Source organism: Dickeya fangzhongdai, from assembly GCF_002812485.1.
Lineage (GTDB): Bacteria > Pseudomonadota > Gammaproteobacteria > Enterobacterales > Enterobacteriaceae > Dickeya > Dickeya fangzhongdai.
In genome coordinates this window covers 1,200,843-1,217,883 of the sequence record NZ_CP025003.1, presented here as the reverse complement: position 1 = coordinate 1,217,883, position 17,041 = coordinate 1,200,843, and the positions used below count along the sequence as shown (strand labels likewise).

At 50.6% G+C, this 17,041-nt stretch carries 14 protein-coding genes; 10 read left to right on the top strand and 4 right to left on the bottom strand.

Going from position 1 to position 17,041, the window contains the following annotated elements:
- Positions 1 to 50: 50 nt before the first annotated feature.
- The 3 genes from CVE23_RS05640 to CVE23_RS05630 all read right to left on the bottom strand — a co-directional run bounded on the left by CVE23_RS05640 (position 51) and on the right by CVE23_RS05630 (position 3,871).
- The gene (locus tag CVE23_RS05640) at positions 51 to 1,814 is read right to left on the bottom strand and encodes an L-tyrosine/L-tryptophan isonitrile synthase family protein (protein ID WP_038918122.1); all 1,764 of its coding nucleotides are present in this window, start codon (positions 1,812 to 1,814) and stop codon (positions 51 to 53) included.
- 338 nt (positions 1,815 to 2,152) lie between these two features.
- The gene (locus CVE23_RS05635) at positions 2,153 to 2,839 is read right to left on the bottom strand and encodes an HAD family hydrolase (RefSeq protein ID WP_038918121.1); all 687 of its coding nucleotides are present in this window, start codon (positions 2,837 to 2,839) and stop codon (positions 2,153 to 2,155) included.
- 3 nt (positions 2,840 to 2,842) lie between these two features.
- Positions 2,843 to 3,871, bottom strand: a complete 1,029-nt coding sequence (locus CVE23_RS05630; protein WP_225622643.1) for an L-tyrosine/L-tryptophan isonitrile synthase family protein — start codon at positions 3,869 to 3,871, stop codon at positions 2,843 to 2,845.
- Positions 3,872 to 4,799: 928 nt separating this feature from the next.
- Here CVE23_RS05630 and CVE23_RS05625 point away from each other — a divergent pair.
- Positions 4,800 to 5,993 carry an MFS transporter gene (locus CVE23_RS05625; RefSeq protein ID WP_100849080.1) on the top strand — a complete coding sequence of 398 codons (1,194 nt, stop codon included), beginning with the start codon at positions 4,800 to 4,802 and terminating at the stop codon, positions 5,991 to 5,993.
- A gap of 31 nt (positions 5,994 to 6,024) precedes the next feature.
- Here CVE23_RS05625 and CVE23_RS05620 read toward each other — a convergent pair whose 3' ends face one another.
- Positions 6,025 to 6,936 carry a LysR family transcriptional regulator gene (locus CVE23_RS05620; RefSeq protein WP_038918119.1) on the bottom strand — a complete coding sequence of 304 codons (912 nt, stop codon included), beginning with the start codon at positions 6,934 to 6,936 and terminating at the stop codon, positions 6,025 to 6,027.
- A 100-nt stretch (positions 6,937 to 7,036) separates the two neighbouring features.
- On the opposite strand from CVE23_RS05620, the gene CVE23_RS05615 reads away from it, so the two are divergent.
- The 9 genes from CVE23_RS05615 (at position 7,037) to CVE23_RS05580 (ending at position 17,039) form a co-directional block, all read left to right on the top strand.
- Complete coding sequence (locus tag CVE23_RS05615) at positions 7,037 to 8,182, top strand: DSD1 family PLP-dependent enzyme (RefSeq protein WP_100849079.1); 1,146 nt, start codon at positions 7,037 to 7,039, stop codon at positions 8,180 to 8,182.
- Positions 8,183 to 8,192: 10 nt separating this feature from the next.
- Positions 8,193 to 9,119: an ornithine cyclodeaminase family protein gene (locus CVE23_RS05610; protein WP_038918117.1), complete on the top strand. Its 927-nt coding sequence runs from the start codon at positions 8,193 to 8,195 to the stop codon at positions 9,117 to 9,119.
- Between the two features lie 678 nt (positions 9,120 to 9,797).
- Entirely contained in the window at positions 9,798 to 9,920 is a 123-nt protein-coding gene (locus CVE23_RS23160; RefSeq protein WP_022632489.1) for a hypothetical protein, read from the top strand.
- Between the two features lie 101 nt (positions 9,921 to 10,021).
- Positions 10,022 to 11,107, top strand: a complete 1,086-nt coding sequence (moeB, locus tag CVE23_RS05605; RefSeq protein WP_100849078.1) for a molybdopterin-synthase adenylyltransferase MoeB — start codon at positions 10,022 to 10,024, stop codon at positions 11,105 to 11,107.
- A gap of 9 nt (positions 11,108 to 11,116) precedes the next feature.
- Positions 11,117 to 11,383 (top strand): hypothetical protein, encoded by a 267-nt coding sequence (locus CVE23_RS05600; protein WP_100849077.1) that lies wholly within the window; start codon positions 11,117 to 11,119, stop codon positions 11,381 to 11,383.
- A gap of 2 nt (positions 11,384 to 11,385) precedes the next feature.
- On the top strand, positions 11,386 to 11,970 hold the full coding sequence (locus CVE23_RS05595) for a hypothetical protein (protein ID WP_100849076.1): 585 nt from the start codon (positions 11,386 to 11,388) through the stop codon (positions 11,968 to 11,970).
- Complete coding sequence (locus CVE23_RS05590) at positions 11,967 to 12,800, top strand: multinuclear nonheme iron-dependent oxidase (RefSeq protein ID WP_100849075.1); 834 nt, start codon at positions 11,967 to 11,969, stop codon at positions 12,798 to 12,800. The genes CVE23_RS05595 and CVE23_RS05590 overlap by 4 nt, the downstream gene beginning before the upstream one ends.
- 43 nt (positions 12,801 to 12,843) lie before the next feature.
- A complete protein-coding gene (locus tag CVE23_RS05585; protein WP_100849074.1) occupies positions 12,844 to 15,861 on the top strand; it encodes a carbamoyltransferase C-terminal domain-containing protein in 3,018 nt (1,005 codons plus the stop codon).
- A complete protein-coding gene (locus CVE23_RS05580) occupies positions 15,858 to 17,039 on the top strand; it encodes a YcaO-like family protein (RefSeq protein ID WP_100849073.1) in 1,182 nt (393 codons plus the stop codon). Before CVE23_RS05585 ends, CVE23_RS05580 begins: the two co-directional genes overlap by 4 nt.
- The last annotated feature ends 2 nt before the right edge of the window (positions 17,040 to 17,041 follow it).

The window sequence follows — 17,041 nt, the reverse complement described above, 5'->3', positions numbered from 1 at the left end:
AACAACGGGGCGGATTCGCCCCGTTTCTACTGCTCATCGTCCCGTGACGATTAAAATACCTGCACCCGCCACAACTCACGACTGCGCGATGCTTCGGTCATCGGTAGCCGGCCGTGCAGCGTCTGCCAGTTATCGATGATCAGCAGGTCGCCCTGATCCCAGTCATGGGCAATCATGCAGCGCTCATCGTACACCAGCCGGTCAAGCTCTTCGATGAAGGCGCGGCTCTCCTGCCCGGAGACGCCTTCCACCTCGACGGTAAATTTCTGCAATTCGGAGTCGCTGCCTTCCTGATAACGAAACGCCTTTTTGCCGGTTTTCGGGTGCGCATACACCAGCGGATAAGTGCGTGGTTTGCCGCCGAAATAGGTCATGGGGGTGTTATAGGTGATGTGAACGTCTTCCCATTTTTTCACGACGTCCGGGCCGACCATCTCCATCACGATGCGGCCATCCACCACCGTGGTGCTGCCTTCGCCTTTCTTCGGCGGGGTCTTGCAATACAACATGAAGCGCTCTGCGGTAAACCAGGGATTGCCGCCGACCTGTTCGTGATCCAGCCGGATCATGCTCAGGTCCCAGTGTATCGGCGTTTTCTCCAGCGAATGTACGAATCCGCTCGGTTTTTCCTCCGGTTTCACCACATGCACCGCACCGAACTGCCACTGGAAAATCTCGCCGAACGGCTGGCAAAACGTTTCCAGTTGCTCGCTGCGCTCAAACTGCACGCCCTTGATGCACACGAAACCGAACTGAGCGGACAGGAAAGCCAGAAACGCCGGCGACAGCGCCTCAACCCCCAGCCCTTGCGGGTCGTCAATCTTCAGGCCGAACAACGGTTGCTTGAGCAATTCGTAATCGAATTTCCCGGCGCTGGCGTCCTCACTTTCCACATACACCCAGGGGCGCCCCTGATAGGTCACCAGCACGTGGCGATTTTTATCAACGCTGGCATGTCCCAGCAGGGAAACGTTCCCCGACGCCGACAAAACCGGCACGCTGTGCCACGGTTGACGCACGGTGGAGAGGCCGTCGGCAAAACCGAAGGTAAATTTCGGGCCGTCGTTGTCATACTGATGAACCGACAGACGAACCGCATCAGGAAAAGCCCGTTCCACCAGCGCACTCAGGGCCTGACCGCGGTACATCATCTGATAGGCTTTTTCCGCCACGCTGCTCAGGTAGTCTTCATCAGACTGCTGAGGCTGCCGGTTCAGCCGCACATCGTTATACAAATAACTGCAGATTTTATCGTGCGTCGCCGCCAGTTCATCATGATTCCCGACGCGTTTGATAAAGTCAGCGATTCCCTTGTACGGTAATCCGGCCGATTTGATCAACGCTTTACGCGTTTCATCATCCGAGCGCGTTTCCGGGAAGAAATCTCCGAGTTCTTTCCATTCAATATAAGGCGACTGAATCAGCGCTCGTAACTGATGGTTATATTCTTTACGGGTGTGATCCGGCACCTCGACAATATCATTAAAGGTTGTGCCATCGCTCAGAATGGTCACCTGACAGCCGGGTTCATATAACGCCTGAATCGCTTTCGCCAGCGACTCCAGACGATTGATGGAAATCACATCGCCATAATCCGGCAAAATGCCGAACGACTTGTCGACAACATTAGGGGATTTGCAGGGGAAGCCGGGCAGGACAAACCTGACGGGTTCAAAAGCGTGCAGGAAGGCGCTGATTTGTTTTTCCAGCAATACACGCCCCTCCGGCTCAAAACGATCATTCGGCGCCTGAACCAGATAGGATTTTACGATATCGGCTATCTTGCCGATCGTTTCACTCAAATTATCGTGCATAATTCCACTCCATTGATATTGGGTATTTTCCATTGTTTCCACTCACGGGAAAAAACAATGTGTCGAATATTCCTTGCACTCATAACCAATAAACGGGCTCGCCATTTCATACTGAAATCGCGCCGCCAGAAAAATAACAAGACCAGATAAAATATAAAGCCAACGTATTCTTATAGCCTATTGAGATAGGCTCTTAATGATGTCCGGCACCGCCGTCATCATGATGGTGGTTAAAATAAATATTAATCAGAAAACAACTGTATTAATGATTAATGCATTTCCTGCTGTGCGAGACAGCATCCTCTTTATTTCACGCCATTCACCTCGTTAACGCTTTTTCAGCGCGAGACAACAGATTCCTGCCACGCCAGATGCTGACGCAGACAGGTATTCAATTCCGCCACGTCATGACAAATATGGTTCGGCTGCCAGTCGGCCATGTTATCGGCATCGCCATATCCCCACGTCACGTAAGCGACGGCAACGCCGGCAAGGTTTGCCGTTTGCACGTCAATCGACGTATCGCCCACATACAGACACTGTTCGCTCGTCGTCCCCAGCGCGGCCATCACCTGTTGCAAGCCGCTAATATCCGGCTTGAGCGGCCGATCGGGCCGGGCGCCATACAGCAGCGCAAATGTATCTGGCGGAAATAGCGCCTGCACTATTCGGTGGGACAACGCGTCATCCTTATTGGTCAGTACCGCCAGCCGGACGCCCTGTGCTTTTAGCGCCGCAACCAGTTCTTTCACGCCGGCATAGCAGACGGTCTCGTGCAGACAATGCGCCTGATACAGCGCGTGGTAGCGTTGCGACAGCGCCGCCGTATCGCTGATGCCATGATGCCTGGCGGCGGCAGCCAGCATGTTTCCCGACCCGCCGCCGATATGCGCCCTGACAATGAACGCTGGGTCCGGCGTTACGCCTAATCCGCCCAGCGCCTGACGTAATGCAAATGCGATGCCGGGCAAGGTATCGACCAGCGTACCGTCCAGATCGAAAATCGCAGCTTTATTTACCGACATAGGTTACTCCGCGTTCATCTGAGTGCTGACGTCAGTTATTTGAGTACTGACGTAATGAAACGGGCGGCCCGATTTAAAGATCAGCTGATAATGGCGTTCGTCCACATTGCTGCGTTTTTCCAGATAAATGTCAGCGCCCCGTTTTACCGCCACCGAATGCCACGGCGTCCGCCAGCGATCTTTTACCGGAGCCAGTCTGATGCCGATCTTTTTGGAAATGCGGAATTGCGGATGAATCGACAGACGCACCGCCTGCGGGAATTTCTCTTCCAGATGTTTGCTCCAGGCTTCGCTGCGCTGAATTACGCGGTAAGCCGCCACGCGGGCCACTTTCTGAATTTGCGCGTTGCTGACGCCGGTAAATTCATCCATGCCGCCGTAGTCCTCGCACAGAAAACGCGTCACGCCTCTATACATGGAGGCGGCTTCAGGCTCCTCTTTTACCCTGTTCTTCAGCGCCAATAACGACGTACCGTACTGAATCATCAATTCTTCCCGCAGGGAGTCGAGATCCTTGATTCCCGGATAGGTATCAATCAGGTCATACATAAAAAACATGCCCGGATATTTTTTCGTGCAATAGTCGCTGATCACATCCGTATAAGCTTTCACCTGGCGATCGGGGATTCTGACCACATCGGCAAAGACATAACCGTCAGAACAAATACCGATAACGGCGCCAGGCTGGTAAACGCGGCGAATTTCCTGACATAATTCATGCAAATTATCCAGTGCGTAAAGCTCTGCATAATCAGGAAGATGGCTGAGGGTTTTCTTGCGATTCGGTGACTTTCCCGGAAAGGCGGGCAGAATCATGACTATCGGTTGCTGATGGCTGACCGCCTGCATGACGGTATCAAGATGAGGTGCGACTTCATCCTCATAGCGGCAATTTTCCCGGGCGCCCTCCTCTGCCAGACAGCGACGTGCGAATATCTTCTCTATAATCGCCAACGCGATTTCTTTCGCGCCGGTTTCCATCAGAAAATCATCGGCGTCATTCAGCCGACTTTCCTTTCTCTGAATGTTCATCTGAATAACCTTTATATATGCTTTATACCCGTCATATATCCGATGACGGGTATCGCGGCGGCGTTATGTTCCCCATTCACTGATTGTCGTGAGCGGATGGGCTTTCACTTGCTTCTCATTTTCCTGCAACCTGAATTATTTAGGGTATAGCACTATCACTAATCAAGTTATTTGATTAATAACCCGGTTGTTTTTTCAAAAAATGAGGACATGAAAAACGGCTTATCTGCGGAAATTTCGCAGTGAGCTTAAGTTGATATTTTTAGGTCGTCAATAGAACTTATTGAATATGAAATTCATCTTTTTTGAATAATGGCAATCTCTCTATTGCAAATCATTTACACGCGAAATTTATAATAAAATAATCAATAGAGTTAAAATATGTCTATTCATTTCCAAAAAAGATGCACGCGATCGATAACAACACCATACCCTTAACAAGGAAATAATAAGAAAACAATTTCCATCCCGTCGCTCTATCCGCATACTTATCCTGCGACTAAATCGATTCATTAGCGAAGAGAAAATTCGCCCAAATCCTGTCATCATGAAAATAGCTAATGATTGATCGCCAGACAAACGGCTGTTTTTCATCACACCATCGGCATGGATATATTTAACACGTTTATTGTCGCCTTTATTTCCCGCTAATTACCCGATGATGACTGGCTACTCATCATCAGGCTTATAGGGTGTGATTTCCTTTTCCGTATACAGAACATTGTTCGGATATCACGCGCAGTGAAAATTATTCATTTCATATGATGCTAATCATTTCCAGTGAATTTAATATTCTATCGCCACACATTTGTAACAATTTATTTACCGTCATCGAGCTATGACTCAGGGACTTGCGGTAACGAGCCGCTCGCCATAGGCGAAAGCGTCAGGATAGAATTAGCGAATCGATGATGAAGGGAAGAGTGGGATGAAAAAGGGGTATCGCAATATTATTCTGCTGTTCATCGGGCAAGGGTTAACCGGCTCCATCATCTCTCTATTGACGTTAACCTCCACGCTGGCGGGCCAAAGCCTGTCTCCGGTTCCTTATCTCGCCACCTTACCCGTCACCGCCACCGTATGCGGTTCCACGCTGATGGTCTATTTCGTCTCTTCGCTGATGAGCCGCTATGGCAGAAGAACGGCATTTTTGATCGGCGGACTTATTGGGCTTATCGGCAGCGTACTGGCCGCGATTGCGCTGTATTACCGCTCTTTTACTTTATTTACTGTGTCCACGCTGATTTTGGGAGGCGCCACGGTATTCAACCAGTACTATCGTTTTGCCGCCGCCGAAGTGTCGGACAATGACGCCAGGAATAAAAAAGCGACGTCGCTGGTGATTGGCAGCGGCGTTATCGGCGGATTTTTAGGCCCATTCGTCGCCGGACACGGCATCATGATGTTTGACCGCTACCCGTACCTGGGCGCCTTTCTTATCGCCGCCGTCATTTTTTTACTGGTGCTGGCGACGCAAAACTTTATCAATCTGCCGCATACCGCCCCCTCGCCCGCCATGCGGAACGACGCGCCGGATAACGCGCATTATTCGGCGGCGTTGCGCTCACCGGCCTTCATGACGGGCACCGTCAGTTGCGCGGTGGGATTCGCCATCATGACCCTGATCATGAATTCGACGCCGCTGGCGATGTCTCACCACCATTTCGATATCCGTGCGAGCGCAACGGTACTGCAATGGCATTTCTTTGCCATGTACGCGCCGGCGCTGTGCTTACCGTTGTTGATGAATATCCTGAGCACGCCGGTGACGATCGTTGTCGGCGCCCTGTTTTTCATCGCCGGCACCGGCACCGCGTTAATCAATACGGACATGACCGGCTACGTCCTCTCGTTGATTCTGGTGGGACTCGGCTGGTCTTTTATGTTCAGCGGCGGCACGTTCCTGATTAACAGCATAAAAGAGAACGCGATCAAACATAGACTACAGGGCATCAACTCACTGGCGACCTATTCCTTCAACCTGGTGGCGGCGTTGGGCGCCGGGCTGTTCATGAGCGGTGAAGGCGGCTGGCGCGTGGTGAATATCGTCTCGCTGGCGATCATGGCGTTCTTCGTGCTCTATTTCTGTCTGAGTCGCAAACGCAGGGGCGACGCGAGATAGCGTGACGCGTTCGAATCCCCCGCACGCGTCGCTACACGCGCCAGGGAACTGGCACCAATAACGCTTTTAGTATTTCAACGAACCGTTCCATACGGGCCGCGCGCCCGGCCCGTGGCCCAAGCAGAGCGACAACATCCGCGTTCGGCAGACGCCAGTCAGGCATCACTTCGACCAGGCGCCCGGCTTTCAGATCGTCGGCGATCGCCCACTCGGAGCGCTGAATCAGGCAAAGCCCGGCGACGGCCCAATTCCTGACCACCTCGCCGTCATTACTGGTGAAAACGGGCCTGATACGCACGGTCTTCGTCTCGCCATCGTTACGGCGGGCGAATCCCCACAGCGACGCATCCGCCCGGTCTTCCCGCAGCACGCCGCATACATGGCGGGGAAGATCCATCGGATGCTCGGGCATTCCGTGTTGCGCCAGATAGTCAGGCGCGGCGCACAGAATACGGCGGTTAGGCGCCAGCGGCCGCAGCGCCAGGCTGGAGTCGGTCAACGGGCCGACATGAATCAATACATCCCAGTCATCGATATCCAGCGTCCCAATCGGCGCATCCGACAGCATCAGCGAGGGTTCGATGGTCGGAAATTGCCGACACATGCGCGTTACCGCCTCCGCCACATAGGCTCGCCCAAACCCCAGCGGCGCCAGTACTCTCAACGGGCCGATCACCTCGTTTCGCCGCTCGGCAAGCAAGGCCGCGATCCCCTCGATTTGATCCAACACATCGGCCCCCTTCTCCGCCAGCAAGGCGCCTTCCGCCGTCAGGTGGTAGCGATGGCTGGAGCGATCGACGAGCTGAACCCCCAGACGCTGTTCGAGCGCCTGCAGGCGTTGCGTCACGGCAGGCGCCGTCACATCAAGCGCTCGCGCCGCCGCAGCCAGCGAAGGGGCGCTGGCAAGAACGGAAAAGAAATGCAGGTCCCGGGAGGTGATCATTAATGTCAGTCTTAACAACAGATGCAGTTTTGGTAAATTCCATTCTAAATGGCGACAGGGTAAAAATCTCATACCGACAGAGCAAAATGAGAACTACACCATGACACTGACCGATCGGCTATCGACTTTACCTACCCCCTCGCTGGTACTCGACGAAAAAATCATGCTGACCAACATCGCACGCCTGCGCGATCGCCCGGAGCTTGCCGGCATTACCTTACGCCCGCACCTGAAAACGGCAAAATCGGAGGAGGTCGCCCGCCGGTTGCTCACCGACGGCACCGGACCGGCGACCGTTTCAACGTTACGTGAGGCGGAGGTGTTTTTCGAATCCGGCATCAGGGACATCCTGTACGCGGTGGGCATTGCACCGCAGAAGCTGCCTCGCGTCGTACAGTTGATTAAAGCCGGCTGTGACCTGACCGTACTGCTGGACTCTATCGAGCAGGCGCAGGCGGTTGTCGATGCGTCGCGCGCATCCGGCATCCAGATCCCGGCGCTGCTGGAGGTCGACAGCGACGGCCACCGCAGCGGTTTGCCGCCGGCATCGCCGGCGCTTATCGAGATCGGTCGCGTGCTGCACGACGGCGGCGGATTGCTGCGGGGCGTACTGACGCATGCGGGAGAGAGCTACGGCGTAGCCGGCGCCGGCGCCCACGCGGCGTTTGCCGAACAGGAACGTAGCGCGGCGGTGACCGCGGCTGACAACCTGCGGCAGGCCGGCTTGCCCTGCCCCATCGTCAGCGTCGGTTCAACGCCCACCGCGCACGCCGCCCGCAATCTGGCTGGCGTGACCGAAGTGCGGGCCGGCGTCTACGTCTTCTTCGATCTGGTGATGGCCGGGATCGGCGTGTGCCGCACCGATGATATCGCCTTGTCCGTGCTGACCACCGTCATCGGTCATCAGGCCGCGCGCGGCTGGATCATGGTGGACGCCGGCTGGATGGCGCTCTCGCGCGATCGCGGCACCGCCAATCAGGCGATCGATCAGGGGTACGGCCTCGTCTGCGATGACCACGGAAAGATCATCCCCGATCTTATCGTCACCGCGGCCAATCAGGAACACGGCATCATTGCACTGCGCCCCGGCAGCGACGGACCGTTACCGGATCTGCCGGTCGGCACGCGGCTGCGTATTCTGCCGAATCACGCCTGCGCTACGGCAGGCCAGTTCGACGCCTATCATGTTATTCCTGCGCAAGCGGACGCGCCGCTGTCGCAATGGTCACGTTTCGGTGGATGGTGAGGTAAGCATCATGTTTTTAATCAATGAGAAAGACAGTGCAGCATTGGCCAGCCACGCGATGGCCTATGATGCGGTGCGCGCCGCGCTGATCGATGCGGTACACCCTGCCACCGCCAACTTCCCCGTCGTCCACGGTCATGGCTCCGACCCCGGCAACCGGTTTACCGTGAAGTCAGGCGCCACACCGGAACTGGCGGGGCTGAAAGTAGGTTCTTATTGGCCGGGAAACCTCGCCGGCGGGCTACCGTGCCACAACTCAATCATCTTCCTTTTCGACCAGTCGCGAGGCGTTATCGACTCAGCGGTAGAAGCTGGAACCCTGAATGCCTATCGCACCGCGGCCGCCGATGCGGTGGCTACCGATGCGCTGGCGCGCGCCGACGCCTCGGTACTGGCGGTTTTCGGCACCGGCCATCAGGCGCGTTACGAGGTCGGGGCGGTGGCGCGCATTCGCCCGATCAAGGAGATTCTGGTTGTCGGGCGTACTGAAGCCGCCACCCAAAACATGGTGGAGGCCCTGCGCGCCAACGCGCTGCCGGCGCGGGCATGTCAGGCACAAGCGGCCTGTCGGGCGGCGGACATCATCATCGCCGCCACCACCGCCAGAGCGCCGCTCTTTGATGCCGCCTGGGTCCGCCCCGGCACGCACGTCTCCTCAATGGGCTCGGACGCCGTCGGCAAACAGGAACTGCCGGTCGAACTACTGATGGCCGGCCGGTTATTCTGCGATCTTCCGGCGCAGTCTCGCCGCATTGGTGAATTCCAGCACGCCGACGAGGATAAGGCCGTTTTCGCCATTGGCGATGTGCTTTCCGGCAGCGTCACCGGCCGCGAAGCGGCCTCGGACATCACCGTTTTCGACAGTTCGGGCCTGGCGATTCAGGACCTGTATGTAGCCAAAGCCGTGATTGACGCCTGGCGACGTCAGCACGCTTAAGCCGCTATACACGTCAAACCAGACACGACATATCAAACCGGATGCCGTCCCATCGGGCATCCGGTTTGACGGTCGGCAAAACACCGCGACAAATAACCGTCGGCTCCCCCCTGATTCCACACCGCCCGGCGGGCAGATATGTACCGCCGATTTCACCTGCGGGCTGGGGCGGTATCTGCAAATAAAAAGCCTGGTCGCGATATCAGAATATTATTTAATAAAAATAACGGGCGTTAAGGACAAGAGTAGCGACAGCCGCCAACACATATTGAATGAGTAATATACCATCGCAACTATATCACATATAAATATTCATCTAATTAATAGCAAGCAAATATCCACATATGTATTTAGTTACGTACCTATAATCCCCAAACCACCAAGATCATTTTTTAATCACCGCGACATTAATGGAGAAGTTTCATTTTAATTACCAATTAAATTCATTGGTAACCATTATGGCAAACCAAGGGATTAATCTCTGCTTTCATGTTAAAAAAAAGATATAAACACCTAATTAACCATACAAAAACTAAGTGAACAGAGTTTTATCTCAAATTACAATACATTTTTTAACATTATTGACACAATTATTTATAGCCAATAATATTTGTCACGCGGAATAAACACATTCTGCTTAATTCAAAAAACTCAATGTGAAACTATAAGGAAATTAATATGGATAAGGCTCAAGAATTAGAGTTGGCTGTTGCTGAACTGAATGCAGAAAATACCGAAGCTGAAAATGAAATTCTGCTGGATGTAACCTGCATGGTTTCGAATAAAGAGTGGCAAGAGTAAGAAAAAGTGGCCGCGATGCGGCCACCTTTCCTTAATCTATCCATCTTAAAGCAAACATCAAAACCATATTTTACTTTTCAGTAATCGAAAGGTATTTTTTTATGAGCAACATAGTCGATGGAATTGACAGTATCCGTTCAATATCGATAGATGAATTGAAAGACAGCGACGGTTTTCTTTTGATTGATGTAAGAGAGAGCCATGAATTTCTTGATGGTACTATTCCCAAAGCACTTACTATCGGACGTGGTTTTTTAGAAATAGAGCTAAAGAAAAGAAAAATAGAATTAGATAAACCTATAGTCCTCTTTTGTGCAAGTGGCTTACGCTCCAGGTATGCTGCATTAAATTTAATGCTACTTAATTATTCGAATATCTACTCCCTTCAGGGTGGATTTGAAGCATGGAAAGCTCAGGGGAATCAGATTGAATACCCGCAGAGCCTTAGCGAAAATGATAAAAAGCGTTATGCAAGACATCTGTCGCTACAAGACATCGGTTCCGATGGCCAGTTAAAAATTATGCAAGCGAAAGTACTGGTTGTTGGTGCCGGAGGACTTGGCTCATCATGCCTGTTGTATCTCGCAGCCGCCGGCGTTGGTGAAATTGCCATCATCGATCATGACATTGTCGATCTGAGCAATTTGCAACGGCAGGTCATTCATAACGAAAACATGCTGAAAAAGAAAAAAGTTGATTCTGCATTCCATACACTACGGGCACTCAACTCGGAGATCACCGTTAATACTATTGATGAGCGAGTAACGCCAGAAAATATTGATGCATTAGTAGACGGTTACGACGTCATCGTAGATTGTACCGACAACTTTAAAGCCCGGTACATTATTAACGATTCCGCTGTCGCGGCAGGAAAACCCGTCGTCTCCGCGGCCGTATTCCGTTTTTCCGGACAAGTCATGACACGCTCTAATAATCAGGCGCCTTGTTACCGCTGTGTCTATCCGGAAGCCCCTCCAGCAGAATTAGCGCCATCCTGCACAGAAAATGGCGTTATTGGTGTTATCCCTGGAATGCTCGGGATCTATCAGGCAAATGAAGTACTAAAGATTATTCTTGGGATTGGCGACTGTTTAAATGGAAAACTATTAAAAATAGACATGCTCAACAATCAGCATCAGTTACTAACCACGAAAAAACGCCCTGGATGTCAATGCCATAATAATTAATGGAACTGTATGACGATGATTGAGATATCGCTGCCAGAATCAATAAAAAGCACAAGTAAGATAACAACAGACGCTAAAAATCTTAATGATATTTTACTTGAAATCAGGAGTATGAATCCTGATGCATTTAAATTAATAGCCGTAGAAAAAAATGAAAGCTGCAAGTTAAAACCTTTCATTACCCTTTTTATTAACAATACGATGTCAGTTGATAGTAACCCAATCCTAACCGATGGTGATCATTTGACATTCGAAGTAGCTATTTCGGGAGGTTAATCTTGGACGCGAAAAAGTTACAGAAAGCGTATGTATCGATGCTATATAGCAACAACTATCAGATAAGCGGTGCAGATACCGAGTATCAGTACCTTGCCCAAACGATGGACAGCGAAAGACTGATCGTTGAACGCGCCGCCAGGCAGCGAAATTTGCGTACCGTGCTTTATTCAGACATGCACTTTTCCCCGCGTTTTTTTAGCAAAGAGCAGTTTCTTACCCTGGTAATAGCCTATTGTGAGTCAGACAGTTTCTGGAACTGGAACAGCAGGACGCTTATTGAAAGCTTTTGCTCATTTGTCGTCGAAAAATCCGACCTGACTGAAGAAGAGAAAACCATATTTCTGATTGATGGCATTTATTCTGGCATCTCAACAAACTCGGGAAACTCACCGTGGGAATCGAAAATAAGTCATGTTGCCGAAAAGTCGACAACTGAAGAGATTATTCTCGACAGATATTTTTCATTATCACTGTTGAACAAAGCGGATCATCTCTCAGATGTCACATTCGAGAATAAAACAGCATGTTTACGCTTACACAATGAAAATGGGAAAGTAGCGATTTCACTTAAGGAAACAGCATGAGCTCACTTGTAGGATTAGGGATTGATTACACTCACAGCTATGGTCATAAATTAAGTGAACTATTGAAATTATCCCAAAACGGAATCAGCCATCTGTCAGTCGTCGCTATTCCAGATCTCGCTGTCGCTAAAACATTTCGTCAGACTTTTATTGACTATCCAATCATACACCATTTTTCAGGCATGGAGCCTGCGGGAATTGATGGATTACGGCCTGATGTACTGGAGCGTCAAAGCAACATCAGTGATGTACTGCAAGCGGCATGGTGCCTGGAAGATATCGGCATCTGGAATGTTGGCCCTTATAATCTACCCTATTTCGCCGCACCGGTGCTCTGCGAATCAGTCCTTGCAATGACAATCGAGGGTGTAAAACGTATTCAGCAAGTCTCCCGCATTCCGTTCTGTGCTGAAATTCCCTCGTTCAGTATTGCCGCGGGCGACATGACGCTGGGTGAATTTTTTCATCGTCTGGTTGATGCTACTCAATGCGGTGTTGTGTTGGATATTAGCCATGTATTTTCTTATGCGATCTATTATGGTCTGAAACCGGAAGATGTCCTGAATAGTCTGCCACTTTCAGCCGTTAATGAGATTCATATTGCAGGAGGTAGCGTTCATCCCAAGCATCATTGGCGATATCGTGACACGCACTCAGAAAAAATTGTTGCTGAGGTGTTTCCTCTGCTAGAACAAGCCATTACGCAATGCACCGACCTTAAAGCCATTACCTATGAGCTAGGGGTAGGTATCTCAACTGAAGTGATCGTGACAGATTTGGAAAATATAGAAAACGCCTGTCAGAGGATGAATTTCACTCCTTCATTCTGACTTAAAAAAATAAATATAATAGTACTGGTTAATAAGGCAATGTATGGATACTAACAACACGACTATCCTGCTATTTGATAGTGCAAGAAAAAACGAGATCGTAAGGCTGGCGGAAATATCAAATGTAGAAACACTACATCCACATACGGTTAAAATCTCCAGTTTGCTGGCCAGCGATCTTTTTTCTTGCTCAGGAGAAGACTTTTCACGCGTTGTTTCCGCCAGTTACCTTGATGCCTTATCCCAAGGCTATGATAGCGTGAGAAAGCGTGTCGCCAAACAATTTGGCAACTGTCATATTGAAGCGCATGCTTATTCTTCCGCTGAAAATGAATCTTCTCATTCGCTGCATGCGGCGTTATCTCACTTTTCCGACGAAATTGAAAAGCCTTACATATTGGCATCGGTAGGTCATGATTTCGGCCGCCAGCGTTTTCCAGGCTCTTCGGCGGAAGCAATCGGCGTTGCACTGTTATTAAAAAACAACACCACTCCAGGAAAAACGCCAGCAGGTAATGGCAATATAGAATTTATCGTTAGGGAATTTGACTATCCAACACGTAATAATACTGGTGCGTCAGACTCCATCAAAGGCACTTCCGCCGCCGTAGTTTACCTCGCAGGGCTGGCAGCCAACCTACGCGACTTTCTTATAAAATCGGGGCATCCTCACGATCGCCTTGCGCTGCACGCCGGTATGATCTACCTGGGTGAGGCTTATCAGGGATTGTACTTATTTGAAAATAAGCCACTTCCACAACCAATGCCACAGTGTTGGGATCTCAATGTCGAAAGATCGACGCGGGTGGAAACCGCACTCACATTGCCATCAACAGACACCGGAGTGAAAATCAGCCTGGTCGCCAGTTTTCAGGGAAGCATCGCACGCACAACCCGGTTGACGGCAATAGTCGATGGTCAGAAAATCATTGGGGAAAACGGAACACTGCTAATCTCTACCGAGCGGCTAAGTCATACCGGCGAGCATACGATAGGGTTACAAGCAGAAGGGCTGTTCGATCGGATCACCTTCGCCTCTCAGGCGACCATAGCCACAAATATAACGTCGTCACTCCCTCTGATTAAACCTGATGATGATGTCATTGTCGGCATTTCCGCCAGTCATGATGCGTCGGCATGCCTGATGGTCAACGGAAAAATTCGTTATGGTATTCAACTGGAACGCCTTACGCGGATTAAACATGATGGCCGGAGTATTCTCGACAGTACCCTGGCCGTGAATTACTGCCTTTCAGCAGCAGGCCTTACTTATAATGATGTGAACTGCTTTGCCTATAATATTCAGGCTGCCACACCGGAGTATGTCGGCCTTAATCAGCCGATCCACGCCGCAGATTTCACCCTGTTTGATCCGTTTTCCGCCAAAGCCGTCTTTGCCAGCCATCATCTGTGTCATGCCTTTGCAGCCTGGTCTGGTTCGAAATTTAACCAGGGTAATGTACTGGTCGTTGATGGTTCAGGCGGAACCGTCGTGGGCCGGGAAGATCTTTTATGCAGTGGCGAAGAATTTGCCGCCTACCTGAATGCAGGTCTAAACGGAATTAAGCCGTTGTTGCATGTCGTGTCGCATTATTCTTTTGATCAGCAGGGCTATCAACTAGTAAACCGGGAATACAGCCCGTCGTTTAATATCAGAAATGGCAGTTTTTCCCTTGGAGAGGCCTATGCTTCCGTGAGCCAGTTCGTATTTAATTCCTGGCAAGCCTCCGGTAAATTGATGGGATTAGCGCCGTACGGCACGCCTGAGTATGCTAATGAAATCGCTGTTGAAACACCGTCAGGCCTATCGTATGGCTATTTGTGGAAGCAAAAATTTACTGAAAAGAAATCCAATCCTATGGATTACGCCAACCTGGCGGCTTCGGTGCAAACAGTATTAGAACAAGGAATATTTTCCCGCCTGGAGCGTTACCAGATTACGAATAATACGCCGCTGGTCATGACCGGCGGTGTGGCGTTAAATTCCGTCGTCAACTTCAAGGTTCGCAACCAGCTTAAATTAAAAGACTTCTATCTATTTCCCGCGCAACATGATGCCGGTATCTCCATCGGAGCGGCCAGCGCCGCCTATTACAAAAGGCATGGAAAAACCCTGAATGATGCCTTTAGCCATGACTATCTGGGCAAAGTTTATCATCACCGGGATATTGCTTTTGCCGCCAACCGCTTTGCCGACAGAATAACCATCACCGCCATTGACACTGCCGCGCTGGCGGGGCGATTAAACGCCGGACAAGTCATCGGGTATTTTTCCTGCAGTAAAGGTTCTGAATTTGGTCCGCGCGCATTAGGCGCTCGCTCATTACTGGCAAGTCCATGTTCAATGGACACCTGGAAATTCATCAACAAGTGGGTGAAATTCCGTGAAGACTTCCGCCCCTTTGCCCCAATGGTCGCCGCCGAACATCTTAGCCAGTACTTTGACGGGGATGGTGAACATAAATACATGCTCGAAGTTCTGCCGGTTAAAAAAGCATACCGAGATAAACTCGCAGCAATCACCCATGTCGATGGTACTGCACGGGTACAAACGGTCTCGGAGCATGACAATGCCGAAATCCACGCGTTGTTGAATGCCTTTGGCGAACGCTCTGGATTTCCTGTTTTGCTGAATACCTCATTCAATGTCCGCGGACAACCGATCGTTGAAGAGCCACAGCAGGCAATAGAAATGCTGCTTTCAACGCATATCGATGCCGTGGTATTTGGCGGCTATATCGTTGAACTACGCGAGTGGGAATTGGATGAACAAAACCTGCCGGGATTGTTACGTCTTAGCCCCGGCTGCAAGCTGCACAGCGCGCTGGAAAAAAATGAAGCAAAGTACTGGCTTACTCATGACTATCAGGGAACGTCGCAATCAATCAGCGCCCAACTTTATCATTCGCTAACGGAACTGCTCAGACTCCATTGCCTGGCTGATGCGCAGAAAGCCTATGCTGAACTTCCTTTAACGCTCAGAAAGCAGATAAATAAATATATTCAGTTGAAATGCCTGACTCTTGCCTATGATTTTTCGGCCGGGAGGAATGAACCTTGAAAACGGCAACGCATCCCGGCTTAAGGCGTTATACCGAGAAAGAAGTGCTGGCGCTGGCGCTACCGCTGCGCAAGCGTTTAGGTATTTCAAGACTCACTTCAGTCGGCGAGTTTATTAATCTTCCTGGGGTATCCATCGTCAATGCAGTGAGAACGGAGATAAAAAAAGGCCAGATATCATCCACACAGGGGAAAGGTCGTAGTTTAATCGCTGCGACCTGCAGCGCGCTGATGGAAGCGTATGAACGGCACTGTGCTTGCTGGTGCGAGCATGCCATTTTTCACCATCAGGCAACCAGGGACGATAAAAAGACACTGCAACGATTAGGTTTCACTCCGGAATGTGATATTCAGCAATGGATAAACGGATATGAGTGGCATACGGGTCGCGAGCTGCGCCTCCCGGCTATTGAAGTACAATTTCCATATCATGGTTCCGACAGGCATAGCTCTAATATACAAGCACATACTTCCGGACTGGCTTGCGGCGGCAGTCTGGAGGAAGCGATCTGTTTTGCGATCATGGAGTCGATTGAACGTAATACGACATCCTTGTTTTACAAACACTGCCTGTCCAAAATCTGCGCTGACTTCGTTGATCTCTCGACCATTTCCAGAGCATCGACCATGACGTTGTGGGAACATCTTAACGATAAAGGGTACGAAAGTTTCGCGTTGCGCATACACGGTCCCTTACCCACTTACTACGTTGCTCTGTATGATCCCGTCAGTATGGGGCCAAAGTTTATGATTGCTGGTTCTGCGTCGGGTTTTACCGAATCTGACGCGCTGGATGCCGCAATGATGGAAGCTATTCAGGGGCTGGTGGTGAGTCTGCAAGCCTCCCGGGAAGATTTAAGCCGGCAGGAGAAAAAGTACCGCTCACAATCCTTCTTTGAAACATCGAAATTTAGCAAATTGAAGGCGTTATTCCACAAACATTATGCCAACGTGGCGATGCCGTCATCAGAGCAATCACCTTCAGAACCATCTCCTTCAGAACAGTCTCCCCAAACGCTGACAGCTGCGACGCAATTTCTTGCGAAGGTTCTCGAAAAGCAAGAGATAGAGGATGTTTATATTGTGGACTTATCGCTGCACGATCTACCTTTTCATACGGTTAAAGCCGTTATTCCTGGCCTGTATGACTGGCATGTTAATCCGGGCCGGGTGGGATAATT